7 protein-coding genes are annotated in these 7,112 nt (G+C 69.0%); 2 read left to right on the forward strand and 5 right to left on the reverse strand.

Translation table 11 applies throughout. The annotated features are described in order from the left end of the window. Positions 1-2,001, forward strand: a 2,001-nt coding sequence (locus ACJ73U_RS01545; RefSeq protein WP_407775663.1) for an immune inhibitor A domain-containing protein, incomplete at its 5' end; no start/stop codon positions are given. A gap of 49 nt (positions 2,002-2,050) precedes the next feature. On the opposite strand, the gene ACJ73U_RS01550 is transcribed toward ACJ73U_RS01545, so the two are convergent. The 3 genes from ACJ73U_RS01550 to ACJ73U_RS01560 are packed head-to-tail and all read right to left on the reverse strand — an operon-like array spanning position 2,051 to position 4,006. Then, positions 2,051-2,914 (reverse strand): aldo/keto reductase, encoded by an 864-nt coding sequence (locus ACJ73U_RS01550; RefSeq protein WP_407775664.1) that lies wholly within the window; start codon positions 2,912-2,914, stop codon positions 2,051-2,053. After that, positions 2,901-3,143 (reverse strand): DUF397 domain-containing protein, encoded by a 243-nt coding sequence (locus tag ACJ73U_RS01555; RefSeq protein WP_407775665.1) that lies wholly within the window; start codon positions 3,141-3,143, stop codon positions 2,901-2,903. Before ACJ73U_RS01555 ends, ACJ73U_RS01550 begins: the two co-directional genes overlap by 14 nt. A gap of 8 nt (positions 3,144-3,151) precedes the next feature. Beyond that, positions 3,152-4,006, reverse strand: a complete 855-nt coding sequence (locus ACJ73U_RS01560) for a helix-turn-helix domain-containing protein (RefSeq protein WP_407775666.1) — start codon at positions 4,004-4,006, stop codon at positions 3,152-3,154. A gap of 93 nt (positions 4,007-4,099) precedes the next feature. Between ACJ73U_RS01560 and ACJ73U_RS01565 the strand changes: the two genes are divergently transcribed. Further along, positions 4,100-4,324 carry a hypothetical protein gene (locus ACJ73U_RS01565; protein ID WP_407775667.1) on the forward strand — a complete coding sequence of 75 codons (225 nt, stop codon included), beginning with the start codon at positions 4,100-4,102 and terminating at the stop codon, positions 4,322-4,324. 19 nt (positions 4,325-4,343) lie between these two features. Here ACJ73U_RS01565 and menD read toward each other — a convergent pair whose 3' ends face one another. Both menD and ACJ73U_RS01575 read right to left on the reverse strand, forming a co-directional pair. Continuing rightward, positions 4,344-6,029, reverse strand: a complete 1,686-nt coding sequence (gene menD / locus ACJ73U_RS01570; protein WP_407775668.1) for a 2-succinyl-5-enolpyruvyl-6-hydroxy-3-cyclohexene-1-carboxylic-acid synthase — start codon at positions 6,027-6,029, stop codon at positions 4,344-4,346. A 745-nt stretch (positions 6,030-6,774) separates the two neighbouring features. Next, the coding region (locus ACJ73U_RS01575) for a hypothetical protein (protein ID WP_407775669.1) at positions 6,775-7,112 on the reverse strand (338 nt) is incomplete at its 5' end.

Consider the following 7,112-nt stretch of genomic DNA (forward strand, 5'->3'; position numbering starts at 1 on the left):
AGCTACCCCGACCAGGACACCGACCCGAACACCCCCGGCCCGACCAGGTTCGACGGCCCACTGCACAACCAGATCCCGGCGCCGGACCGCACCAGGGACAACTCCACCATCTGGCAGCCGGACTACAACCGGCAGCACTTCCAGGACCTGTACTTCTCGACCGACCCGGGGGTGGACTCGGTCGCGAACTACTACGACAAGCAGTCCTCCGGCCGGTACACGGTGAACGGCTTCGTCACCGACTGGGTGAAGGTCCGCTACAACGAGGCGCGCTACGGCCGCTCCAACGGCTTCCCGTGCGCCGACAACATCTGCGCCAACTCCTACGCGCTCGTCGCCGACGGCGTGAACCAGTGGTACAACGACCAGCTCGCCGCCGGTCGCCCGGCCGCGGCGGTCAAGGCCCAGCTGGCGGAGTACGACGTCTGGGACCGCACCGACTACGACGGCGACGGGAACTTCAACGAGCCGGACGGCTACATCGACCACTTCCAGATCGTCCACGCGGGCGGTGACCAGGCCGACGGCGACCCGATCCAGGGTGAGGACGCGGTGTGGAGCCACCGCAGCTTCGCCTTCTCGAACACCACCTCCGGCCCGAACGGCAACCTGCAGGGCGGTGCCCAGATCGGCGACACCGGCATCTGGGTCGGCGACTACACGATGCAGCCGGAGAACGGCAGCATCGGCGTGTTCTCCCACGAGTACGGCCACGACCTGGGCCTGCCGGACCTGTACGACTTCTCCGGCAGCGGCGGCAACAACCACGTCAACTGGTGGTCGCTGATGGCGCAGCAGCGCGTGTCCGGCCCGGGCGAAGTCCTCGGCTCGCGGGTCAACGACATGGACCCGTGGTCGAAGCTGCAGCTCGGCTGGCTGGACTACGAGGTGGTCGTCGCGGGCCAGACCAAGACCCTCGACCTCGGTCCCCACGAGTACAACTCGAACAAACCGCAGGGTGTCGTGGTGGTGCTGCCCGACAAGTCGGTGCAGTTCCAGTACGGCGCGCCCGCCGCGGGTGAGCGCCAGTGGTGGAGCAGCAAGGGCGACGACATCGACACCACGATGACCCGCACGGTCGACCTGACCGGCAAGACGAGCGCCGCCCTGGACCTCAAGTCCCGCTACGACATCGAGCAGGACTTCGACTACCTGTACGTCCAGGCCTCCATCGACGGCGGCGCGACCTGGCAGCCGCTCGACGGCACCGTGGGCGGCCAGCCGTTCCCCCGGGACGGCGACCAGCAGCCGGCGCTGACCGGCTCGTCCGACGGCCAGTGGCTGGACACGCACGTGCCGCTCGACTCGCTGGCCGGCAAGACCGCACAGCTGCGGTTCCACTACAAGACAGACGGCGCGGTGGCCAAGGACGGCTTCTTCGCCGACGAGATCTCGATCACCGCGGATGGCCAGCAGGTGCTCACCGACGGCGCCGAGTCCGACGCGAACGGCTGGACCCTGGACGGTTTCCGCGCCGTGCGGCAGGTCGAGACGGAACTGTTCGACAACTTCTACATCGCGTCGCACCGCACGTACGAGTCCTACGACAAGTACATGAAGACCGGCCCGTACAGCGTGGTCGACCCGGCGAACCCCGACTGGGTGGAGCACTTCCCGTACGAGACCGGCCTCGGCGTCTGGTACTGGGACACGTCCTTCACGGACAACAACACCAGCCAGCACCAGGGCGGCGGCCTGATCCTCCCGATCGACGCGCACCCCGCGCCGATCTACAACCTGGAGGGCCAGCCGTGGCGCGAACGGATCGCGGGCTATGACGCCCCGTTCTCGCTGGAGAAGGCGGACTCGTTCACCCTGCACGTGAACGGCAAGCCGAGCTACATCCGCGGCCAGGCGGCGGTGCCGCTGTTCGACGACACCAAGAAGTTCTGGTACGCCGAGCAGCCCAACGCGGGCGTCGTCCTCCCAGCCACCGGGACGACCATCCGCGTGCTGTCGGAGAACGGCACGTCCATGAAGATCAAGGTAGGCAAGAAGTAGTTCCGCTGACGGAGACGGGCCCCGCACGACGAGGTGCGGGGCCTGTTTTCTATCCGTCCGCTCGCTGGTGGAGCGCGTCGAGGCCGGCGAGTTCCTCGGCGGAGAGCCGCAGGCCGGCCGCGGCCATGTTCTGCGCCAGGTGTTCCGGGTCGCCGGTGCCGGGGATGACGAGGACGTGCGCGCCGCGGGCAAGCGTCCATGCCAGCCTCACCTGGGACGGCGTGGCGTCGTGGGCCTTCGCGACGGCCTGGACCTCCGCCGGGTCGCTGGAGCCGCCGGCCTCCCGGTTGGTGGTGGCGATCGAGAAGTACGGGACGTACGCGATGCCCTGCTCGGCGCACAGCCGGATCATCTCGTCCTCGCTCGGCCGGAAGCCGAGCCCGTACGCGTTCTGCACGGCGGTGACCGGGGCGACCGCCTGAGCCGCGGCGAGCCGCGCCGGCCTGACCGCCGAGATGCCCAGGTGCCGGATCAGCCCGGCCTCACGCAGTTCGGCCAGGACGGCGAACCGGTCGGCGACGTCGGACGTGCTGTCCGTCATGCGCAGGTACACCAGGTCGAGGTGGTCACGGCCCAGCTGGCGGAGGTTCTCCTCGACCTGACCGCGGAGTTGGGCAGGGGTCACGGGTCGCCGCACCCACTCGCCGGACGGGTCGCGCGCCGGCCCGACCTTCGTGGCGATGACCAGGTCGTCGGGGTAGGGCGCGAGCGCGGAGTTGATCAGCTCGTTCGCCGACCGCAGCGACGAGAAGTAGAACGCGGCGGTGTCGATGTGGTTGACCCCGAGTTCGACCGCCCTCCGCAGGACGGCGATGGCCTGCGCGCGGTCCCGCGGCGGACTGCCTGGTTCGAGCGCGGCCCCGGTCTGTGGCAACCGCATGGCCCCGAACCCGATGCGGTTAACCCTCAGCACTCAGGAACGCCGCCCACGAGGAGACAGGGAAGGTGAGGATCGGCCCGGAGGTGTTCTTGGAGTCCCGAACGGCGGTGACCGCCCCACCGGAGGCAACCTCAACGCAGTTCGCGGCACTGGTGCTGCGGCTACTCTTGCGCCACACCCACGCCACCTCAACACAGTTCGGCGCACTGCTGCTGCGACTGCTCTTGCGCCACTCGGCTTGGGACAGGTCCAGGGCGTTCATTGGCACTCCTAGTGAATCGGCATCTCGCCGGCGATCTCGGCAATGAAGCGTGCCGATTCCTCCGGCGAAAGAGCCTTGGAACCAAGCTCTCGCCAATCCAGCTTAGCGCGAGCCACGTGCCGCCCCTCCTCCAAAAACCCGCCCGCACCTCGCATCTCCTGCCACACAAGGGTCGGCTGGGCATCAAATCCCATGATCATGAATGGTCCCTCCAACCCAGGATGCGCACCTACCGCGAAGGGCACCACGCGGATGTTGATCCGTGCCCGATTGGCCATGTTCAGGAGATGTTGGAGCTGGCCATGCATCACCCCCGGCTCGCCGATCGGGCGCCGGAGCACCATCTCATCGATGATGGCATCCAGGGTGGGGCCGTTGGGCCGGCTCAGCAACGCCTGCCTGCCCATGCGGGTCCGCACCATCTGATCGGCTGCCCCCTCGGCGAGTTGGAGATTGCAGGCCCTCATCACCGCAGTCGCGTAGTCACCGGTCTGGAGCAGCCCCGGCACGAGGTATGGCTCGTAGTTGTAGAGAGCGCTTGCCTCGTTCTCTATTTGGATGAGGTTCTTCAAGTCGGAGGGGAGACCCCGCCCGATCTGGAGCCAGTTGGGTTTGTCGCCCTCGCGGACCAGGACCAGCAACTCGTCCCTCAGCTTGGAGGGGGCCTCCAGGTAGCCGAGCATGGCGGCCACATCATCGGGGTAGAGGCCCCTGATGCCCGTCTCCATGCGGCTCACCTTGCTGACCGACCAGTCCAACGCATCGGCCACCTGCTGGCACGTCAAACCCTTCGCCTGGCGCAGGGCTCGCAGTTCCGCGGAAACCCGCCGCTGACGCACAGAAGCATGATTGTTGTCTCGCATGTGCCCACAATGGCTTGTTGCTGCATTGGCAAGAAACTCGGTTCACCCGATTGGAACTTGATTGCCTCTGCGGATTCGATCCATGCTTCGCGCATGCAGAACACGTGGCACTTCCGCGGAGCATATGCCAACTGGACGATGACCATCGCCATCGCCCCGCCCGACCACCTCGACAGGGCGGATCTGGACGAATTCCCCGTGCGACAGTTCGACAATCTGTGTCGGCAGTTCCACGACGCCGTCAACCTCTACGAGAGCCTTCGCTACCAGGACGACCGCGCCGCCCGCGTGGGCATCTACGGCTCACGGATGTACTGACGCGGCGTATGTCCAGCATCTAGCGCAGTGCCGCCTCCGCCACCGTGGCACGCAGGCGGGCGTGCAGGTCCCGCAGCAACCTCCGGTCGGACCGGACCTCCACCACGCGCAGGCCCCGCGCCGGTTTCAGCGCGGCCCGGAGTTCGGCACCGGATCCGGCATGCACATAATCCACGTGGTAACCACGGCACAGCGCCTCGATATCCGCGCCGTGCGGAGTGCCGAAGACGCGCTCGAAACTGTTCTTGTGCTCCGCGGCGCCTTGCTCCAACAACGTGAATATGCCGCCGCCGTCATCATTGTGAACTATGAGTGTCAAATTCGGGCGGCGTTCGAGTGGGCCGATCAACAATCCGTTGAGATCGTGCAACAATGTGAGATCGCCGATCAGCGCGTAAGCCGGCGCCTCACTCGCGAGTGCCATACCGGCCGCCGTCGACACGTTTCCGTCGATTCCCGCCACGCCGCGGTTGGCGTGGACCGTCACGTCCGAGCGGGGGTCCGCCACCAGGTCGACATCGCGCACCGGGTTGGACGAGCCCAGGAACAGCGCCGCGCCCGACGGCAGCGACTCCATGACGTCGATCGCCAACCGCAGGCCCGTCGGCCATTCCTGCTCGCCCAGCAACTTCTCGATGCCGGTGACGGCGACCGCGTCCGCGTGCCGCCACGTCGGCAGCCACTCCGGGTCGACGCCGTCCACGCGGGCCATGTCGTCCAGGTCCAGCCAGCCCCGGACGTGGGTCGCCACGTACTGCGGGTCGGTCCACTGTGGATGGTCACCGATGCCGTAGACGGGTGCGCGGCCCATGAGGCCACGCACGCCGCGTGACAGCGTCGGCCTGCCCACCACGACGACCGCTTCCGGACGCATCGGTTCCGGGAGTTCGCCTGCCGCGAGCAACAACGCGCCGCACCGCAGGACGTCGGCACCACCCGACAACGCGGCCGCCTGGCTGGTCGGTTCGGCGATCGCGGGCCAGCCGGCGCTGGCGGCCACCGTCGCGGCGGCCCGCGCCCGGTCCTCGCGACCGCTGCCGAAGACCATCAGAGTCCGTGCGGGCAACGGGAAGTCGACGCGGCTGCCGGCCATGCTGACGGGGGCGGCGGAGGTGGTCCAGCGGTCGCCGCCGGAGCGACCGTCGAGTGGTTCGGGCCAGCGGGGTTCGAACGTCGGCACCAGCGGCTCCCGGAACGGGACGTTGACCTGCACCGGCCGGCCGGCCTCCGCCTGTGCCACGGCGCGGCAGACCAGGCCGCGCCACACCTGGTTCTGGCCCTCCCGCCGCTCGGCGACCGGGAACTCCACGGCCACGGCGGCCGAGCCGAACAGGCCGCGCTGGTCGATGGTCTGGTTGGCGCCCGTGCCGTGCAACTCCGGCGGCCGGTCGGCGGTGATCACCAGCAGGCCGACACCGGAGTGGAACGCCTCGAGCACCGCGGGGTGGAGGTTCGCGGCGGCGGTGCCGGACGTGCACGCCACCGCCGCCGGCCGCCCGCTCGCCTTGGACAGCCCCAGCGCCAGGAAGCCGGCAGAGCGCTCGTCGATGCGGACGTGCAGGGTCAGGCGCCCGTCCTGCGCGGCCTGATGAACGGCCATCGCGAGCGCGGCGTTGCGGGAACCGGGACAGACGACCACATGCCGGACGTCGTTGCGAATCAGCTCGTCGACGATGACCGTGGCCTGCGCCGTGGACGGGTTCACGCCATTCCCTCGCTAGCTCCGGAACGCCGCGGACCCCGGCGCCCTACTCGATGATCCACTCCGCGAGCCACGCTCACGACTCCCCACCAACACCGGCCGCGACCCCGGCCGCGCCCCGCATCCCGGCAACCAGCGCGCCCCCAACGATCCATGCCCCCCTCGCACCCGCTCCAGGCCACCGGGACCGGACGCGCTGCCCCGTGATCCACTCCGCGAGCCATGCCCGTGACTCCGCACCAACACCCGACGCGAACCTGAACGCGCCCCGAATCCCGGCAATCAGCGCAGCCAACGGATCCACGCCATCCTCGCTCGCTCGCGGGCACCGGGACACCGGACGCCCTGCCCCATGATCGGCTCCGCGAGCCATGCCCGTGGCTCCCCACCAACACCTGACGCGAAGCCGGACGCGCCCCGCATCCCGGCAACCAGCGCGCCCACCGATCCACGCCACCCCTCGCACTCGCTCCAGGCCACCGGGACCGGACGCCCTGCCCCGTATTCCACTCCGCGAGCCATGCTCACAACTCCCCACCGACACCCGACGCGAACCCGGACGCGCCCCGCATGCCGACAACCAGCGCCGCCCACCGATCCACGCCACCCTCGCTCCAGGGCACCGGACGCCCTGCCCCATGATCCCTCCGCGAGCCGTGCCGTGACTCCGCGCCACCGATGCCCGTGGCGGACGCGTCGTGCGTGCTGGAGATCACAGCGCCGCCCACGCGTCACCTTCCTCCCGTGGTCAGTCGTCCGTGCTTTGCATGGCCCGCGCGCGGACGCCGGTCAGTGCCACGCGCCGGCCGAAGTCGGTGAGGTGGTCGCCCGTCACCAGGGCCGCCGTGCGCATGTCCGCCAGCAGGTCCGCGACCACCCTCCGCACCGTATCGCTCGGTGCGGGGGCGTCGCTCTGACCTGTCTCGAAGAACACGATGCCGATGCGGTCGAGGAGCATCTCCTCGTCGATGGTGTCGGACAGGATCAGCATGGCCAGCAGCGGCAGCGCCGCGAGCCGTGCCGTTCGGCTGTCCGGGGCGGCGAAGCCGGTGACGACCGCCTCGAACAGCAGGACCGGGTGGGCGA

Origin of the sequence: Actinophytocola sp. (genome assembly GCF_045807065.1) — a bacterium.
Taxonomy (GTDB): Bacteria; Actinomycetota; Actinomycetes; order Mycobacteriales; family Pseudonocardiaceae; genus Actinophytocola.